This window comes from Sphingopyxis sp. Root1497 (assembly GCF_001427085.1).
Classification (GTDB): domain Bacteria; phylum Pseudomonadota; class Alphaproteobacteria; order Sphingomonadales; family Sphingomonadaceae; genus Sphingopyxis.
On record NZ_LMGF01000004.1, the window covers coordinates 509,278 to 526,158 of the forward strand.

The window sequence follows — 16,881 nt, forward strand, 5'->3', positions numbered from 1 at the left end:
CAATGCACCGCGCCCGCCCTAGAAGGCGAAGCGAACGCCCGCCGCGTAGCGGGCAAAGCCCGGCGACACGAAAGTCACATTGTTGTTGTGCCGCAGATGCCCGCGCCGGCCCTCGCCCGTGATGTTGATCGCCTCGACGAACCCGGTGAGACCCGGCATGAACTCATAGCTCGCGCTGGCGTCGATCTGCCAATAATCCTCGATATAGGTCGGGTTCGGCCCCGAACTCTGGAGGAATTCTTCGCGCCAGTTCCACGCGACACGCGCCTGTAGTCCGTTCTTGTCGTAATAGGCGACCGCGTTGGCGCTGTCGCTGAGCCCGGTCAGCGCGAACTGCGGCACCGACGACGGCAATTTATTGTCATAGGTCGCATCGCCGTTGACGATTGTATAGTTCAGGATGACCCCGAAGCCGGTGTCCCAGAAGCTGTGCTGGAGCGCGAATTCGAAGCCGTTGAGCGACGCGGTCTGGTCGCTGTTGATCGGCGTCGTAATCTCGAAGTTCAGCGCCGGATCGCCCGGGATGCTGTTGATCGTGCCGACATAGGTGCCCGGCCCGCCCCCGGTGATCGTCACCGAATTGGGGAAGTTGGCAAAGATGTACTGGCGGATCTGGGCGACGGTCGCGTTCGCGCCGAGCGAGGCGAGCGCCGCGTTCCAGCGCGGACCACCGACCGGGGTGGTCAGGCCGAACGCCTCGGTATCGATACGCGTCGTCGAGATGAAGTTGCTGACGTCCTTGTGGAAATAGCCGACCGAAACATAGCTGCCCGGCGAGTAATACCATTCGGCCGACAGATCGATATTCTTCGACTTGTAGGGAACGAGGCCCGGATTGCCCTGCGCCCCGCCGCCGCCGCCGACGCGGAACAGCGTGTCGAGCGTGCGTCCGCCCTGCAGATTGGCATAGTCGGAGCGCGTGATCGTGTGGCTGTACGATGCGCGCAGCTTCACATTATCCATCGGCGAGATGTCGAAATCGACCGCCGGCAGCCAGTTGTTGTACGATCCCTTGAAGCGGGTGAAATCGCTGTCGCCCGAGAAGATGATGTTGAATTCATTGTCGCCGACCCAGCGCGTGCCGGTCGGCACCGGTACCAGCGCCGCCGACGACACATCGGTGACCTCGTAGCGGACGCCGGCGACGAAATGCGCCGGATTGTCGAACAGGTCGAACTTGGTCGCGACCTGCAGATAGGGGGCCAGCGTCTTTTCGGTGATGCGCCGGTCGGTGTTGAAGGCCGCGATACAGGTGCCCGGGATCGCCGCCGAACCCGTCTGCGGTCGGCTGCAGACGCCATATTTGCTTTCGATCAGGTCGACCATGCGCTCATAGTCGAACCGGTAAAAGCTCTGGATCATGCCCGGCTGGGCAAGACCCGGGAATTTGTCGGGCAGCGTTTCGAGCGTGAAGATGTCGTCGGGAATGTCGGCCGCCGGACCCGAACCGCCCCAGGTGTCGTTCTGGATCGTACCGAAGGCCGAGCGGACCTTGTTCTCGACATAGGAGACGCCGAAATCGATGCTGTCGAGGAAGCCCCCGTCATGGTCGTAATTGCCGCGCAGCTGGACCTGGTTGATCTCGTCGCGGAAATAAGCGGCGCGGAAGGCGTTGCCGGTCGGCTGGATCAGCGCCGCGTTCAGCGGATCGATGCCGGGATGCATATTGTAGGAGAGGACCGGCAGGTCGTTCTCGAAGTTGACCGTCTGGTTGGCGATACCGAAGATGGCGTTGCCGACCGAGGTGCTCGACCCGAAGCGGTTGACCGGCTTCACCGTCGCGCTCGACCGATGATAGTCGAGGTCGATCGTCACGCCGCCCGGGCCGTCCCAATGGATATTGCCGCCGAGCGATTTATTCTCGGCGCGGTTTTCGGTCAGCGAGCCGCTGTACGACAGGTCCTTGCCGCCGTTGAGCGCGGTGGTGCTGGGCGGAGCCGACGGCTGCGGGAAGGCCTCGGAATAGAAGATCGGGCCGGCGACGGGGCCGTCGGTCCACGAGCTGGTCGTGTTTTCATGGTTGAACCAGATGCCGACATTGCTGTTGCGCGTTTCGACGGTGTTACGCGAATAGGTATAATCGATCGTCGCGGTCAGGCTGTCGGTCGGGCGGAATTGCAGCACCGCCTGCCCGTTGATACGCTCACGGTTGACGTCGTTGAGGTCGTAGGACGCGTTCTGCGGCACCTGATAGACGTCGGTCGGGTCGGGCCGGTTGGTGATGCGCGCCGCACCCGGCGTACCCGGCTGGGCCAGCGAACCCCAGTTATTCTCGGAGCCCAGATACCCGTCGCGCCAGCCGACATTGGCCGAGTTCGTGCTCGACTTGCGCTTCTGGTACGACCCGGTGACGAGGATGCCGATCGTGTCGTCGGCAAAGGTGGTGCTGAAGATGCCCGAGATTTCGGGGGTGACCGGATTGCCCTCGTTGCGCGACGAGTCATAGACCGCCTTGGCCGAGATGCTGCCGTGCATGCCCGGTTTGTCGAGCGGGCGCGGGGTGCGGATGTTGATCGTCGAACCGATGCCGCCCGATTCATTCGTGGCACGGCCGCTCTTGTACACCTCGACAGCCGAAACCGCTTCCGACGCGAGGTTGGCGAAGTCGAACGAACGCGACGCGGGCGCGCTGCCGCCGTCGCCGATGAAGGCGGTCGGCATCTGGCGGCCGTTGAGCGTCACCAGGTTGAATTCGGGACCGAAGCCGCGGACCGTGACCAGCGAGCCTTCGCCGTTCGAGCGGTCGATCGACACGCCGGTGATGCGTTGCAGCGATTCGGCGAGGTTGGTGTCGGGGAATTTGCCGATGTCCTCGGCCGAGATCGCATCGACAACACCCTGCGCATCGCGCTTGATATCGGCGGCGGCGGACAGGCTGGCCCGGATGCCGGTGACGACGATCTCGTCGCCGTCGACGGTGCGGTCTTCGGGGGGCGCGTCCTGCGCCATCGCGACTTGCGCCACGCTCATCAGCGCAACTGCCGACGTGCCGGCCAGAATCTTCGCGAGCCAAAGCTTATGCGGAGCCTGCATCCCTGTTCCCTCCCGTTTAGCCGCTCATTTTCGGCGGCATTTCGCTAATGTGAACGTTATCTAAATGAGAACGTTCTCATTGTCAACGCGGGTCGTCGTTGCATTCCTATGCAACGGACAAGGGAATTGCACCGGGGATCGGTGCAGCGGAGGGTCCGTGGGCGGCGGAAGGGGCCGGCGGCGCCGGCCCCTTCATATGGTTCCCGTCAGAGCACCGGATAGCTCAGCCCGTAATAGCCATAGACGGTGCGGCCATATTCGTCGGTATATTCGGGGGTGTCGTCGCGCGCATAGCGCGGCGCGCCGGTCACCTGCTCCTTGCTGATCTCGACGACATAACCGCCCTTTTCGGTGTCGTAGCGCAGCATATCCCAGGGGATCGGATAGTGATCGCTGCCGAGGCCGAAGAGGCCGCCGAACTGCAGCACGGCATAGTCGGCCTTGCCCGAAACCTTGTCGAGCATGACATTGGCGATGGTGCCAAGCTTTTCATCCTGCGGATTGTAGACGGCGGTGCCTTCGACCTTGTCGGAGGAAATGAGGCGATTGGTTCCGCCGCGTTCGAGCGTGTCAGCCATGATGCGTCTCCTTGACGAAGGAGCGCACGAGAGCCGGAAGAGCCGGCCCCGCCGCCCCCATGTCCAGGCAACGGCGCGCCGGGGCGCGAGTTGCCCGGCTCGCCGCGAACGGTGCCGGATTAAGGCTCAGCGGCTCCAGCGCGCGAAGATCGCGGTGGGGAGCAGCAGCCCCCTCGCCTCTTCGCGCACCGCGAGTTCGCCGCATTCGACCTTGCCGGGAAGGTCGGCGAACAGCTGGTTCAGCAATTCGCCGATCGCCAGCGCCGACATGCGCACCGCATAGACGGTGAGGAACAGCGCGCGGCTGTCGGCGTCGAGCAGGTGGCGGCAGTCAGCGAGCAATGGCGCGAGCCCTTCCTCGAGCTGCCAGCGTTCGCCGGTCGGGCCGCGGCCGAACTTGGGCGGGTCGAGCAGGATTGCGTCATAGCGCTTCTCGCGCCGCACTTCGCGCGCGGTGAACTTGCCGGCGTCATCGACGATCCAACGGACCGGCTTGTCGGCCATGCCCGCCAGCGCGGCATTTTCGCGCGCCTGCGACACCGATTTCTTCGACGCGTCGACATGGGTCACCGACGCGCCCGCGGCGGCGAGCGCCTGGCTGCCGACGCCGGTGTAGCCGAACAGGTTGAGGAAGGCGGGATCGGGCTTGTCGGCGATCTGCCCGCGCAGCCAGTCCCACACCGGCGCCATGTCGGGGAAGAAACCGAGATGCCGGAAGGGGGTGCATTGCGCGGTGAAACGCGTTTCGCGCCAGCCAAGCGGCCAGCCCTCGGCGGGAACGGGCTTGTTATAATACCAGCGACCACCGCCGTCGTCGTCCGACGCCGGGATGAACTCGCCATCGGCGGCGTCCCATTCGCTTTGCGGGAGCGCGGGCGCCCACATCGCCTGCGGTTCGGGACGGATGAAGCGGAACCGGCCATAGCGTTCGAGCTTGCGCCCGTTGCCGCTGTCGACCAGCCCATAATCGTCCCACGCCTCGCCGACGAGGGTGACGAGGGGTAGCAGGTCAGCCACGCGCGGCTTCCGCGAGGACGAAGGCCTTCACCGCGTCATAGTCGCCGGGCAGCTTGGTATAGCGTTCCTCGCGATCGAAGAGATTGCCGAGCCGCGCGGGCAGCGCCGGACGCACGCCGGTCGCCCGCTCGACCGCCTCGCGGAACTTCGCGGGATGCGCGGTGGCGAGGGTGACGACGGGAATGTCCGCATCGATGTCGAGTTGGCGTGCCGCCGCGAGGCCGACCGCGCTGTGCGGGTCGATGACCTGCCCGCCCTTTTCCTGCGCCCAGCGCAGCGCCAGCGACATCGAATCGCCGTCGATGCTGGCGCTGGAGAACAGCCCGCGCGCGCCGCTGAGCATGTCGGCGGGGATCGTCATCGCGCGGTTGGTGTCGAAGTCGCCCATCATGCCGGTGATCGCAGCGCCGTCGCGGCCCGACAGGTCGAAGAGCAGCCGTTCGAAATTGCTGCTGACCTGGATGTCCATGCTCGGCGTCGCGGTCGGCGTCACGGTGCCGGCGCTATAGTCGCCGCTGGTCAAAGCGCGGTGGAGGATATCGTTGACGTTGGTCGCGACGACGAGCCGCGCGATCGGCAGGCCCATGCGCGACGCGACATAGCCCGCGAAGACATCGCCGAAATTGCCGGTCGGCACAGAGAACGCCACCGGGCGGTCGGGGCCGCCGAGGCGCACGGCGGCGTAGAAATAATAGACGACCTGCGCCATCAGCCGCGCCCAGTTGATGCTGTTCACCGCCGAGAGCGTGACCTGGCTGCGTGCCTCGGCGTCGCCGAACAGCCTTTTCACCATCGCCTGCGCGTCGTCGAAGCTGCCGTCGATCGCGATATTGTGGACGTTGGGGGCGAGCACCGTCGTCATCTGGCGGCGCTGGACGTCGCTGACCCGGCCTTCGGGATGGAGCATGAAGATCTGGATATGCTCGCGCCCCGCGACCGCCTCGATCGCCGCCGAGCCGGTGTCGCCCGAGGTCGCGCCGACGATCGTGATATTGGTGTCGCCGCCCGCGAGGAATTTCTCGAACAACTGGCCGAGCAATTGCAGTGCGACATCCTTGAACGCCAGCGTCGGGCCGTGGAACAGTTCGAGCAGCCAGTGGCGATGGTCGAGCTGGACGAGCGGGGTCACCGCGTCGTGACTGAACCGGCCATAGGCCGCCTTGCACAGCTGACGCAGTTCATCCTCGTCGAGCGCGCCCGCGACGAAGGGGGTCATCACCCGCACCGCGGTTTCGACATAGTCGAGGCCGGCGAAGGCGCGGATTTCGTCCCGGCTCAGCGTCGGCCATGTCGCGGGCACATAAAGCCCGCCGTCGCTGGCGAGGCCGGCGAGCGTGGCGGCACGAAAGTCGAGGGTCGGCGCGGAGCCGCGGGTGCTGATATATTCCATGGCGGCCCAGCGCCTAGCGGTGTCCGCTCAAGCCCGCAAGCGGCGGCGCACCGCGAGGATGTAGATGATCAGCGCCGCGGCGGCGAACAGGAACCATTGCCCCGCATAAGCGAGGTGATTGTTCGGGGTGTCGGCGGCCGACGGCACCGCGCTGGCGCGCAGCCCGGGCGCCGGCGCGTCGGCAACAAGCATCGCGCGCGCCGGCACAGCCTTGCCCGTCATCCGTTCGATCAGCGTCGGTTGTTCGGGACCCGGAACGATCGTGCCCTGCACGATGCCGCCGGTCCATTTCGGCGGCGTGAAGTCGTCGGCGGTGCCGACGTCGATGAGCACGCCCGGCCCCTCGGCGCCGGTGCGGCAGTCGGCGATCATGCGGATCCCCGTCTTGCCGGCGCGGTCGGTGCCGCTGCGCGGGTCCCAGCGCACGGGTTCGAGGCAGGCGACGCTGCTCTTGCGATAGAGCATCGTGTCGGGAACCGGCGGTAGCTTGGGATAGGCGACCGCCGCCGACATCGCGCTGTTGCGCTGAAAGAGCGCGATCAGCGCTTCCTTTTCGCCCTTGCGCTGTAGCTGCCAGACGCCGAGCGCGATCATCGTCGCCACCGCGGCGAGGACGAGGATCGTCGGGACGATCGGCCAGCGGCGGGCGGCTGCGGGAGTTTCCGGGGTTGCAGGCTGGTCAGTCATCCGGTTTCTCCACCCGTCCCTCGGCCGCGTCGCGCTGATGCTCGCTCGCCAGCAGCGCCCCCTTGGCGATGCGGAGGCCATAGATGACCGCGGCGACGGTCAACGGCACCCACAGGATGACATGCACCCACAAGGGCGGCGCAAGCGCGGCATCGAGCAGAAGCGCGGCAACGATCAGCAGCGCGCCGATAATCAGGGTCAGGAAGGCGGCGGGGCCATCGCCGACATTGTAGCGGCCCGAATCGAAGCCGCACGTCGGGCAGCGTTCGCGAAAATTCGCCGCGCCCTCGAACAGTCCCGGCGTCCCGCATTCGGGGCAGAGACCAAAAAGGGCAGCGCGCCAGAGCGGCGGCTGCCCCTTTTGAAGTTGGTCGGTGTCCGGCAACTCAGTGCGCGGCGACAGGTGCACCCCAGCCGCCCCAGACATAGACGATGATGAAGAGGAACAGCCACACGACGTCGACGAAGTGCCAGTACCAGGCAGCCGCTTCGAAGCCGAAATGCTGGGTCGGGGTGAAGTGGCCCTTGTAGGTACGCGCGAGGCAGACGATCAGGAAGATCGTGCCGACGAGCACGTGGAAGCCGTGGAAGCCGGTCGCCATATAGAAGGCCGAGCTGTAGTTGCTCTGACCAAAGCCGAACGGCGCGACGCTATATTCATAAGCCTGGATCGACGAGAAGACGACACCGAGGATGATCGTCGCCCACAGGCCCTTTTTCAGGCCTTCGCGGTCGCCGTGGATCAGCGAATGATGCGCCCAGGTGATCGTCGTGCCCGAGCAGAGCAGGATCAGCGTGTTGAGCAAAGGCAGCGAGAAGGCGTCCATGACGTGGATGCCCTTCGGCGGCCACATGGTAATCGCGGCTGCGCCGTCCTGGCCGAACAGCGAGGTGACCGCGCCGTCGGCATATTCGATCGGCACCGGGAACAGCGAGAAGTCGAACCAGGCCCAGAACCAGCCGACGAAGAACATCACTTCCGACGCGATGAACAGGATCATGCCATAGCGCAGGTGCAGCTGGACGACCGGGGTGTGGTCGCCGGCATGGGCTTCGTTGATGACGTCCGACCACCAGCTGAAGAAGGTGGCGATGACGCCCATGAAGCCGAGGCCGAGCACCCATTTGCCCGCGCCGCCGAAATAGTCGGCGTGCATGAACATCACGAGGCCGAAGAACATCACCAGCGCGGCAGCCGAGCCGATGAGCGGCCAGACGCTCGGGTTTACGAGGTGATAGTCATGATGTTTCGCACCGGACATGGCGTTTTTCCCGTTTTTAGCAGCCCCAGCATCACGATTCCCCATCGTCCGCCGGCCTTGGTAAGACTCTTTGATCGCGGCCTTAGCTCGCCTTTTTGCCCCCGTCTACTGGCTCCACAGGGTGGAAGGTGTAGCTGAGGGTGATTTCCTGGATGTCGCGCGCGTCGGGATCGTCCATGATCTTGGGATCGACGAAAAACAGCACCGGCATGCGCACTTGCTGCCCTGCCTCAAGCCGTTGTTCGGTGAAGCAGAAGCACTGGATCTTGGTGAAATATTTGCCCGCGGCGTCGGGGGTGACGTTGAAGCTCGCGGTCCCCGTCACGGCATGCGACGAATTATTCTCGGCGATAAAGATCGCCATGTCGCGCGCGCCGATGCTGACCGTGTCGGTCGGGTGCTCGGGATAGAATTTCCACGGCAGCTTGGGCGACACATTGGCGTCGAAGCGGACCGAGATCGTCTGGCTCAGCACCTGCGGCGTTTCCGCCGCGGCGACCGGGTCGTAGCGCTGGGTCGTGCCGCCGAAGCCGGTGACGCGGCAGAAAAGATTGTAGAGCGGCACCGCCGCGAACCCCAGGCCGACCATCGAAATCGCGAGCAACGCAGCGAGGCTGGCGGTTTTCGCATTGGGCGACATCCGCGCGATCATTTCAGCACCGTCATCTTGGCGATCGTGATGAAGAAAAAGAGTATCGCAAGCCCGCCGAGCAGCAGCGCCATCAGATTCGCGCGGCTGCGTTGACGGCGGCGATATTCGACCTCGTCGAAAGGTTCGGGGGCGTCGTTCACGGGTTCGGTCATAGCGGCCACCAATGGTCGGCGACAACCGCGCCGAACAATATGAAAAGATAGGCAATCGAATAGGCGAAGAGGCGCTTTTCGGGCTGCATCGGGTCGCCCTCTCGCGCCATGCGCGTGCCGACCTGCGCCGACAATATCACGAACAGCGCCGAGAGCACCACCGCGATCCAGCCATAGATCGCGCCGGTGTAGCCGAGCGGCCAGGGCGCGATCGCGGCGGCGGCCATGATCAGCGCATAGAAAAGAATCTGGCGCCGCGTGGATTTCTCGCCCGCGACGACCGGCATCATCGGGATGCCCGCGGCGGCATAGTCCGAGCGCACGAACAGCGCGAGCGCCCAGAAATGCGGCGGCGTCCACAGGAAGATGAGCAGGAACAGCAGCACCGGCAGCGGTGCGACAGTGCCGGTCGCGGCGACCCAGCCGATCAGCGGCGGAAAGGCGCCGGCGGCGCCGCCGATGACGATATTCTGCGGCGTCCGCGGCTTGAGCCACATCGTGTAGACGAAGACATAGAAGAGAATCGAAACCAGCAGCAGCAGCGCCGCCTGCCAGTTCGACGCGAACAGCATCAAAAAGACCGAGAAGGCGGCGAGTCCGACCCCGAACTGCAATGCGGTCTGCGGGTCGAGGCGTCCGGCGGGCAGCGGGCGCCCGGCGGTGCGCTTCATCTTGGCATCGAGACCCGCTTCATACCATTGGTTGAGCGCCCCCGAGGCCCCTGCCCCCAGCGCGATCGCGAGGATCGACGAGAAGGCGAGAACCGGATGGACGGTCCCCGGCGCCGCGAGCAGGCCGCACAGCGCCGTGAACACGACGAGCGACATCACGCGCGGCTTGGTCAGCGCGAACAGGTCGCGCCAGTCGGCCGGAAGGGCCAGGTCGCCATGGGTCAGGCTCTGCGCCATGATAACTCCAGGCCGGAAAGCTATCGCCCCCTGCCAAGGCTAGTTGGCAGGGGGCGAGTGCAATCAGGCGATACGCGGCAGTTCGTTGAACTGGTGGAACGGCGGCGGGCTCGACAGCGTCCATTCGAGCGTCGTCGCGCCTTCGCCCCACGGATTGTCGGCGGCCTTCTTGCCGGCGAACAGCGAGTAGAGGATGTTCACGAAGAAGAAGATCATGCCGACCGCCATGATGACATAGCCGAGCGACGAGATGTGGTGCCAGTAAGCATACGCTTCCGCATAGTCGGGGTAACGGCGCGGCATGCCCTGCTGACCCAGGAAGTGCTGGGGGAAGAACATGACGTTCACGCCGATGAAGAAGATCCAGAAGTGCAGCTGGCCGAGGACTTCGCTGTACATCCGGCCCGACATCTTCGGGAACCAGTAATAGAAGCCGGCGAAGAGCGAGAAGACCGCGCCCAGCGACAGCACATAGTGGAAGTGCGCGACGACATAATAGGTGTCGTGGAGGTTGGTATCGACCCCGCCGTTGGCGAGCACGACGCCGGTCACGCCGCCGACGGTGAACATGAAGATGAAGCCGAGCGCCCAGACCATCGGGGTCTTGTAGCTCATGGAGCCGCCCCACATGGTGGCGATCCAGCTGAAGATCTTGATGCCGGTCGGTACCGCGATGACCATCGTCGCGGCGGTGAAATACATCTTCAGGTTCACGCTCATGCCGACGGTGAACATGTGGTGCGCCCACACGATGAAGCCGACGACGCCGATCGCGACCATGGCATAGGCCATACCGAGATAGCCGAACACCGGCTTCTTGCTGAAGGTCGAGATGATCTGGCTGACGATGCCGAAGCCCGGCAGGATCATGATGTACACTTCGGGGTGGCCGAAGAACCAGAAGAGATGCTGGTAGAGCACCGGATCGCCACCGCCCGTCGCATCATAGAAGGTGGTGCCGAAATTGCGGTCGGTCAGCAGCATGGTGATCGCAGCGGCGAGAACCGGCAGCGCGAGCAACAGCAGGAAGGCGGTGACGAGCACCGACCACACGAACAGCGGCATCTTGTGCAGGGTCATGCCCGGCGCGCGCATGTTGAAGATGGTGGTGATGAAGTTGATCGCACCGAGGATCGACGCCGCACCCGCGAGGTGGAGCGAGAAGATCGCCATGTCGACCGCCGGCCCGGGCGACCCGCTGGTCGACAGCGGGGCATAGACCGTCCAGCCGGTTCCGGCGCCAAGCCCGTTGCCCCCCGTGACGAACATCGAGCCCGTCAGCATGACGAAGGCGACGAAGGTCAGCCAGAAGGACACGTTGTTCATGCGCGGGAAGGCCATGTCGGGCGCGCCGATCATCAGCGGCACGAACCAGTTGCCGAAACCGCCGATCATCGCGGGCATGACCATGAAGAACACCATGATCAGGCCGTGCGCGGTGATCAGCACGTTCCACATATGCTTGGCCTGCGTTTCGCCGGCCGCGGAGTCGAACATGCGCGCCCAGTCACCCAGATACTGGATGCCGGGTTCGGCGAGTTCGAGGCGCATCATGCCCGAAATCACGCCGCCGACGATACCGGCGACGATCGCGAAGATCAGGTAGAGGGTGCCGATGTCCTTGTGGTTCGTCGACATGAACCAGCGGACGAAGAATCCGGGCGTGTCATGGTCATGGTCGTCATGCGCGTGATCGGCATGGCCATGGGCGGGTGCAGTTGCAGCAATATCGGTCATCTGTCGGACCCCTTGTTATTTCTTGGCGGCCGGGGCGGCGGCGGGCGCCGCTGCAGCCGGTGCGGCTTCGGTCGTGGCGGCCGGCGCCGCGGCAGGCGCGGTTGCCGGAGCGGTGGCAGCGGCGGGCGCCGGAGCCGGCGCGGCGGCGGGTGCCGCGGCCACCGGACCGGCCGGATTGCCGCCCCGCGAGCGGACCCAGGCTTCCCATTTGTCGACCGGCAGCACTTCGACCGCGATCGGCATATAGCCATGGTCGACGCCGCAAAGCTCCGAACACTGGCCGTAATAGACGCCGACCTTGGTGGCGGTGAAGGTGGTCTCGTTGGCGCGGCCGGGGACCGCGTCCATCTTGGTCCAGAAGGCCGGGACCGCGAAGCTGTGGATCACGTCGGCGCCGGTGATGATCAGTTTCACCTGGCGGCCGACGGGGACGACCATGCGGTTGTCGACCGCGAGGTGATAGGGCTCGCCGGCGGCCTTGGCCTGGTCTTCGGTCAGGATCTTCGAGACATATTCACCGATGCCCTGGTCGGGATAGGCGTAGCCCCAATACCATTGGTACCCGGTGACCTTGATCGTCAGCGCTTCCTTCGACGGCGGCTCGTACTGCGCCGCGAGCAGGCGGATCGACGGGACGGCGATAACCGCAAGGATCAGCACCGGGATCGCGGTCCAGATGATTTCGATGAAGGTGTTGTGCGTCGTCTTCGACGGCACCGGGTTCGCGGCGGCGCGGTAGCGGACCACTGCCCAGAGCAGCAGACCGAGAACGAACAGCGAGATCACCACGATCACCGGCAGCAGGATATAGTGGTTGAACTCATAGGCCTGGACGCCGATCGGCGTGACCTGCGGCTGGAAGTTGATCCCGCGCGGCGTGGGCTGACCAGCGCAATCCTTGGAGCCTTCAGGGCAAGGAGCGGGCCTCATCGGCACATAGGTCGCGTCGCCGGCGGGAACCGCCGCCTTCGCCGCATCGGCCGCAGCCGGAGCGGCGGTCGTCGCAGCCGCCGCATCGGCGGGGGCCGGAGCCGGATTCGCCGCGGTGGTCGCTGCGGGGGCCGCGACAGGTGCCGCCGCCGGTGCCGCCGCCTGACCGACGCTGACCGCGCCCAGCGACAAAACCGCCGCGATTACAAGGGTTTTCAAGCTCTTCATAAGGATAGTGCCGCCCGTTGCCTGTTGTTCTTATCGATGCTTCATTCCCGCCGCGCGGATACCGGACATGCGTCGCGGCAGCCGGGCGGCTGGCTGAATCTCGCGGGCGCTATAGACCCGCTTGCCGCTTGCCTCAAGCATCTCTAACACTATTTTGCGGCTGGCAAATCTGCCCCGTCGAAACCCCGTCGTTCCCGATGGACGACGTCCTGAACAAAAGACCCATTCTCCCATGACCGACGACGAAATCCTGGCCGAATTCCGCGCCGCCGACGCCCTGCTGCAGGGGCACTTCCTCCTCTCCTCCGGGCGGCACAGCGAATATTATCTCCAGTGCGCGCGCGTGCTGATGGACACCGAGCGTGCCGGACGGCTCGCGATCGCCCTCGCCGCCAAGCTGCCGCGCGAACTCAAACAGGCGATCGACATCGTCGTCTCGCCCGCGATGGGCGGCGTCATCATCGGCCATGAAATGGGCCGCGCGCTCGGCAAACCCGCGATTTTCGTCGAGCGCCCGACCGGCAACTTCGAACTGCGCCGCGGCTTCACCATCGCGCCGGGCGCCAAGGTGCTGATGGTCGAGGATGTCGTCACAACCGGCCTGTCGTCGCGCGAAGCGATGGCGTGCGTCGCCGACGCCGGCGGCGAAGTGATCGCCGAAGCGGCGCTCGTCGACCGCTCGGCGGGCAGTGTCGACCTTGGCGTTCCCTTCTATCCGCTCGTCGCGATCAACTTCCCGACCTATGCCGAAGACGAACTGCCGCCCGAACTCGCAAAGACCAAGGCGGTGAAGCCGGGGAGCCGCGCGAATTGAATCTTGAACGATCTGGTGGGCGCCTCCGCCTCGGGGTCAACATCGACCATGTCGCGACGATCCGCAACGCGCGCGGCGGCGAGCATCCCGATCCGGTGCGCGCGGCCGAGATCGTCGCGGCGGTCGGCGGCGACGGCATCACCGCGCACCTGCGCGAAGACCGGCGTCATATCCGCGACGACGACCTCGCGCGCATCCAGGCCGCAACCGACCTGCCGCTGAACCTCGAAATGGCGGCGACCGAGGAAATGCTGGAAATCGCGCTGCGCCATATGCCGCACGCCGCGTGCATCGTCCCCGAAAAGCGCGAGGAACGCACGACCGAGGGCGGGCTCGACGCCGCCGGACAGCACAACCATCTCGCGCCGATCGTCGCGCGGCTGAACGACGCGGGCATTCGCGTCAGCCTGTTCATCGAGCCCGACCCGCGCCAGATCGAAGCCGCGATGCGACTGCGTGCGCCGGTCGTCGAGTTTCACACCGGCCGCTATGCCCATGTCGAGGGCGAGGAACGCGCCGCCGAACTGCGCCGGATCGCCGACGCCGCCGCGCTGGCGTGGAAGAACGGCATCGAGCCGCATGCCGGCCACGGCCTGACCTATGACAATGTCATCCCCGTCGCCGCGATCCCCCAACTCGCCGAGCTCAACATCGGCCATTATCTGATCGGCGAGGCGATCTTTACCGGCCTCGACCCCGCCGTGCGCCGGATGCGCGCGCTGATGGACGAGGCGCGCGGATGAAACCGAAGCAGTCCGATGGGACGATCCTTTGGGCTCCGTTGCTCAATGCGCCGACGATCCTGATGGCCGCAGCCTGGTTCGTCGCAACCTTTTTCGCGACGGCAATCGGTTCGAAACCGCCAACGGCCTGGCAATATATGCAGATGCTGTGGCCCGCTTTGGCGGGGATGACACTTGCCTGCACATCGCTGTGGGTAGCATTTCGGGTGAGCCGAGCCATCGGCGCCCTTTTGGGCTTGGCAGGCTTGCCAATCATGCCCATCGCATTCCAAGCGATGATACCATGATCATCGGTCTCGGCTCCGACCTCTGCAACATCGAGCGAATCCAGAATTCGCTCGACCGTTTCGGCGAGCGATTCGAGAATCGCGTGTTCACCGACGTCGAGCGCGCCAAGGCGGCGCGGCGGCCGTTCACCCGTGCGGGCACCTATGCCAAGCGCTTCGCCGCCAAGGAGGCTTTTTCGAAGGCCGTCGGCACGGGATTCAAGCGTGGCGTGTTCATGAAGGACATCGGCGTCGTCAACGCCCCCTCGGGCGCGCCGACGCTGGCACTGACCGGCGGCGCGGCCGAACGGCTAGCGGCGATGATCCCTGCGGGACACAAGGCCCATATCCATCTGACACTGACCGACGATCATCCCTGGGCCCAGGCGTTCGTCATCATCGAAGCACTGAAGGACTAGGCAAGGACCGACATGGCAAAGAACAAGAGCGGCGGCGCCAAGGGCGAGGAAAGCTGGGGCAAGCTGATCCGCGACATCGCGGTGATCCTGCTGCTGGTGCTCGGCATCCACAGCCTGCTCGCCAAGCCCTTTTATATTCCGTCCGATTCGATGATGCCCGGGTTGCTCAGCGGCGACCGCCTGATCGTCAGCAAATATCCCTATGGCTGGTCCTATGCCTCGGCGAGCTTTCACCTGCTCCCCAGGATGGAAGGCCGCATCTTCGCGAAACTGCCCGAGCGCGGCGACATCGTGGTGCTCGAGCATCCGGTCGACCGCACCGACTATATCAAGCGCGTCATCGGCCTGCCCGGCGACACGATCGAATTGAAGGGCGGCGCGCTGTTCATCAACGGCAAGCCGGTGAAGCGCGAACAGCAGCCCGACCTGCGCATACCCGTCGACGCCAACACGCCGTCAGGCGGCGGCGGCAGCGCGCTCGACCGGTTCAGGCAGGTCGACGGATCGGGCCGCGAAACGCTGGTGCTGCCGATCATCCGCGAAACGCTGCCGAACGGCGCGTCCTATGACACCATCGACATGGGCGAACGGCCGAGCGTCGACGAATATGGCCCCTACAAGGTCCCGGCGGACCATTTGTTCCTGATGGGCGACAACCGCGACGGTAGCGCCGACAGCCGGGTTCCCGTCGGCGAACTGGGCCTCGGCGGCGCGGTGCCGTTCGACGTCATCGCGGGCCGTGCCGAGATCATCACCTTCTCGACCGACGGCACCGCCAAATGGTACAATCCGATCAGCTGGTTCCAGGCGCTGCGCTCGGGCCGTGCGGGAACCGACCTGACCCCCGAACGTAAGGGCAGCTAGGCACAGGGGAGCACAGCGCATGGCCGAGACCGACGCACGGGCGAAAGCCAAGGCCAGCGTCGAGGCGCCCGGCCCCACCGAAATCCGCAGCGACGCGGTCCGCGGCGAATTGCTCAAGGCCGGGGTCTGGCTCGGCCTCGCGCTGTTGATCGGCGTCTGCATCATCCTGATCCAGCCGATCCTGCTGATCTTCGCCGGCATCGTCATGGCGGCGATGCTCGACGGCGGCACCCGCCTGCTCGGCCGGGTGCTACCAATCGGCCGCGGCTGGCGGCTGCTGATCGTCTGTCTCTCGCTCGTCGCCTTCCTCGTCTGGACCATCCTGTTCGCGGGCTCGCAGATCGCCGATCAGGCGGCGACGCTGCAGACGGTGGTGATGGGACAGGTCGAGCGCATCGCCGCCTGGGCCAGCGCGCATGGCATGGGCAATCTGCAGATCGACACCAAGACGATCACCGAAAATCTGGCCGGGACCGTCGGGCGCGTCACCGCCGCGGTGGGGACTGTGCTCGGTGCGCTGACCAGCCTGGTCATGGTGCTGGTGCTCGGCGTCTTCCTCGCGATCGAACCGCGACTCTATGAGCGCGGGGTGGCGTGGATGCTGCCGATGAAGAGCCGCGAGAATTTCTACATCGTCACCGCGCGCATGGGCTTCACCCTGCGCCGGTTGATGGCGGGGCGCCTGCTCGGCATGCTGGTCGAGGGGATCGGCACCTGGCTCGCCTGCCTTGCCGTCGGCATCCCGATGGCGGCGCTGATGGGGCTGCTCACCGGACTGCTCGCCTTCATCCCCAATATCGGCGCGATCGTGTCGGGCGTGTTGCTGGTGCTCGTCGGCTTTTCAGCCGGGACCGACACCGGCCTCGCCGCGATCGCCATCTATTTTATCGTCCAGACGGTCGACGGCTATCTGATCGTGCCGATGGTGGCGAAGCAGACCGTCGACCTCGCCCCAGCGCTGGTGCTGGGAGCGCAGATATTGTTCGGCACTTTGCTCGGCATCATGGGCCTGTTCCTCGCCGACCCGATCGTCGCGATGATCAAGGTCGCGCTGGAGCGCGAGGCCGAACGCAATGCGGGGTCGCAGGCCAAGCGAAAGGCGGCGGGGTAAAAAGGCGTCTAGCAGGCCGACAGGGCCGCTCACGACCGAGATTCGCCTCTCTCTCTCTCTCTCTCTCTCTCTCTCTCTCTCTCTCTCTCT

18 protein-coding genes are annotated in these 16,881 nt (G+C 65.3%); 6 read left to right on the top strand and 12 right to left on the bottom strand.

What is annotated here, in order from left to right:
* Positions 1 to 18: 18 nt before the first annotated feature.
* The 12 genes from ASD67_RS13900 to coxB all read right to left on the bottom strand — a co-directional run bounded on the left by ASD67_RS13900 (position 19) and on the right by coxB (position 12,574).
* A complete protein-coding gene (locus tag ASD67_RS13900) occupies positions 19 to 2,970 on the bottom strand; it encodes a TonB-dependent receptor (protein ID WP_156377714.1) in 2,952 nt (983 codons plus the stop codon).
* 269 nt (positions 2,971 to 3,239) lie between these two features.
* Positions 3,240 to 3,611 (bottom strand): PRC-barrel domain-containing protein, encoded by a 372-nt coding sequence (locus ASD67_RS13905; RefSeq protein ID WP_056348153.1) that lies wholly within the window; start codon positions 3,609 to 3,611, stop codon positions 3,240 to 3,242.
* 126 nt (positions 3,612 to 3,737) lie between these two features.
* Positions 3,738 to 4,628 carry a class I SAM-dependent methyltransferase gene (locus tag ASD67_RS13910; protein WP_200938030.1) on the bottom strand — a complete coding sequence of 297 codons (891 nt, stop codon included), beginning with the start codon at positions 4,626 to 4,628 and terminating at the stop codon, positions 3,738 to 3,740.
* Positions 4,621 to 6,018 (bottom strand): threonine synthase, encoded by a 1,398-nt coding sequence (gene thrC / locus ASD67_RS13915; RefSeq protein WP_056348154.1) that lies wholly within the window; start codon positions 6,016 to 6,018, stop codon positions 4,621 to 4,623. Before thrC ends, ASD67_RS13910 begins: the two co-directional genes overlap by 8 nt.
* 27 nt (positions 6,019 to 6,045) lie before the next feature.
* Positions 6,046 to 6,705 carry an SURF1 family protein gene (locus ASD67_RS13920; protein ID WP_056348156.1) on the bottom strand — a complete coding sequence of 220 codons (660 nt, stop codon included), beginning with the start codon at positions 6,703 to 6,705 and terminating at the stop codon, positions 6,046 to 6,048.
* Positions 6,698 to 7,090 carry a DUF983 domain-containing protein gene (locus tag ASD67_RS13925; protein ID WP_056348158.1) on the bottom strand — a complete coding sequence of 131 codons (393 nt, stop codon included), beginning with the start codon at positions 7,088 to 7,090 and terminating at the stop codon, positions 6,698 to 6,700. Before ASD67_RS13925 ends, ASD67_RS13920 begins: the two co-directional genes overlap by 8 nt.
* A 1-nt stretch (position 7,091) precedes the next feature.
* Positions 7,092 to 7,967, bottom strand: coding sequence for a cytochrome c oxidase subunit 3 (locus ASD67_RS13930; RefSeq protein ID WP_056348160.1), 876 nt, complete (start codon positions 7,965 to 7,967; stop codon positions 7,092 to 7,094).
* A gap of 82 nt (positions 7,968 to 8,049) precedes the next feature.
* Positions 8,050 to 8,619 (bottom strand): cytochrome c oxidase assembly protein, encoded by a 570-nt coding sequence (locus tag ASD67_RS13935; protein ID WP_056348162.1) that lies wholly within the window; start codon positions 8,617 to 8,619, stop codon positions 8,050 to 8,052.
* The gene (locus ASD67_RS23490) at positions 8,616 to 8,771 is read right to left on the bottom strand and encodes a hypothetical protein (protein WP_187138846.1); all 156 of its coding nucleotides are present in this window, start codon (positions 8,769 to 8,771) and stop codon (positions 8,616 to 8,618) included. The genes ASD67_RS13935 and ASD67_RS23490 overlap by 4 nt, the downstream gene beginning before the upstream one ends.
* Complete coding sequence (locus ASD67_RS13940; protein ID WP_056348164.1) at positions 8,768 to 9,679, bottom strand: heme o synthase; 912 nt, start codon at positions 9,677 to 9,679, stop codon at positions 8,768 to 8,770. The genes ASD67_RS23490 and ASD67_RS13940 overlap by 4 nt, the downstream gene beginning before the upstream one ends.
* A 63-nt stretch (positions 9,680 to 9,742) precedes the next feature.
* Positions 9,743 to 11,416, bottom strand: a complete 1,674-nt coding sequence (gene ctaD / locus ASD67_RS13945) for a cytochrome c oxidase subunit I (RefSeq protein WP_056348166.1) — start codon at positions 11,414 to 11,416, stop codon at positions 9,743 to 9,745.
* A 15-nt stretch (positions 11,417 to 11,431) separates the two neighbouring features.
* A complete protein-coding gene (coxB, locus tag ASD67_RS13950; RefSeq protein ID WP_056348168.1) occupies positions 11,432 to 12,574 on the bottom strand; it encodes a cytochrome c oxidase subunit II in 1,143 nt (380 codons plus the stop codon).
* Positions 12,575 to 12,806: 232 nt separating this feature from the next.
* Between coxB and pyrE the strand changes: the two genes are divergently transcribed.
* From pyrE to ASD67_RS13980, 6 genes are read left to right on the top strand one after another with little or no spacing between them, the layout of a single operon-like run.
* Positions 12,807 to 13,388: an orotate phosphoribosyltransferase gene (gene pyrE / locus ASD67_RS13955; protein ID WP_056348170.1), complete on the top strand. Its 582-nt coding sequence runs from the start codon at positions 12,807 to 12,809 to the stop codon at positions 13,386 to 13,388.
* Positions 13,385 to 14,131 carry a pyridoxine 5'-phosphate synthase gene (locus ASD67_RS13960; RefSeq protein WP_056348172.1) on the top strand — a complete coding sequence of 249 codons (747 nt, stop codon included), beginning with the start codon at positions 13,385 to 13,387 and terminating at the stop codon, positions 14,129 to 14,131. Before pyrE ends, ASD67_RS13960 begins: the two co-directional genes overlap by 4 nt.
* Positions 14,128 to 14,418: a hypothetical protein gene (locus tag ASD67_RS13965; protein ID WP_056348174.1), complete on the top strand. Its 291-nt coding sequence runs from the start codon at positions 14,128 to 14,130 to the stop codon at positions 14,416 to 14,418. Before ASD67_RS13960 ends, ASD67_RS13965 begins: the two co-directional genes overlap by 4 nt.
* On the top strand, positions 14,415 to 14,816 hold the full coding sequence (acpS, locus tag ASD67_RS13970) for a holo-ACP synthase (RefSeq protein ID WP_056348177.1): 402 nt from the start codon (positions 14,415 to 14,417) through the stop codon (positions 14,814 to 14,816). The genes ASD67_RS13965 and acpS overlap by 4 nt, the downstream gene beginning before the upstream one ends.
* 12 nt (positions 14,817 to 14,828) lie before the next feature.
* Positions 14,829 to 15,680 carry a signal peptidase I gene (gene lepB / locus ASD67_RS13975; protein WP_056348178.1) on the top strand — a complete coding sequence of 284 codons (852 nt, stop codon included), beginning with the start codon at positions 14,829 to 14,831 and terminating at the stop codon, positions 15,678 to 15,680.
* 19 nt (positions 15,681 to 15,699) lie between these two features.
* The gene (locus ASD67_RS13980) at positions 15,700 to 16,791 is read left to right on the top strand and encodes an AI-2E family transporter (protein ID WP_056348179.1); all 1,092 of its coding nucleotides are present in this window, start codon (positions 15,700 to 15,702) and stop codon (positions 16,789 to 16,791) included.
* The last annotated feature ends 90 nt before the right edge of the window (positions 16,792 to 16,881 follow it).